Raw genomic sequence first — 905 nt, 5'->3', positions numbered from 1 at the left:
GTCCGGACCCGCGTCGGACCGGAAGTGCAGCTGCACGAGGCGGGGCTCCCCCGCGGTGTGCGCGATCCCCTCGAGCAGCGCGGGGTCGGCGAGCTCCCCGGCCTCGTCCAGGGCGGCGTAGTCCACGCGGCGCGACGGCGGCACGTCGACCATGCCGTGGTCGCCGGTGGCGAGCACCACCGTCCCGGCGGGCACGCGGTCCACCAGGCGCCGCACCGCCGCGTCGATCTCCTCGAGGGCGTGCAGCCACCGTTCCGAGCCCACGCCGTCCCGGTGGCCGGCCTTGTCCAGCTCGTTGACGTAGAAGTAGACGAGCGTGGGCACGCGCGCGTCCTTCAGCACGCGTTCGGCGGCCTGGGCGCGGGCGATCAGGGTGCGACCGGCCACGAACCGGCCGCCACGCAGCCCCGCCCGTGTCAGGGCCGAACGCTCGAAGGCGGGCAGCGAGACCGTGACGGCGTCGACGCCGGCCGCGGCGGCGCGCTCGAACACGGTGGGCTTCGGCTGCCACCCCACCGGGTCGGTGGCCTCGTCCCAGCCGCCCAGCTGATTGATCACCACGTCCCGGTCCGGGTCGAGCACGTCGTAGCCGGCCACGCCGTGCTCCCCGACGTCCAGCCCGGTGCCCAGGCTCGTGAGGGAGGCGGCCGTCGTGGTGGGCACGGCCACCTCGAGGACGCGGCCGCCGTCGGCCATCGCGGCGCGCAGCGTGGGGGCGTGGCCGCCGAAGCGCTTCAGCAGTGACCGTCCGAGGCCGTCCACCAGGGCGACGACCACGCGGCGGCCCGCCGGGACCGCAAGCGCGTTCTCACAGCCCGGGACACCGAGGGCGGCCGCGGCGGAGGTCAGGACGGAGCGCAGGGCACGATCGGCGGGGACCACGCCCGCGGGGAGGGCGGGAGAGC

1 protein-coding gene is annotated in these 905 nt (G+C 76.6%); it reads right to left on the bottom strand.

Translation table 11 applies throughout. The features are described from left to right. The coding region (locus tag D8M29_RS12530; RefSeq protein ID WP_148111628.1) for an alkaline phosphatase family protein at window positions 1–905 on the bottom strand (905 nt) is incomplete at both ends.

Origin of the sequence: Micrococcus sp. HSID17227 (assembly GCF_003989405.1) — a bacterium.
GTDB lineage: Bacteria > Actinomycetota > Actinomycetes > Actinomycetales > Micrococcaceae > Micrococcus > Micrococcus luteus.
The sequence above is the reverse complement of the archived record's forward strand: the minus strand, read 5'-3'. Positions and strand labels throughout refer to the sequence as shown.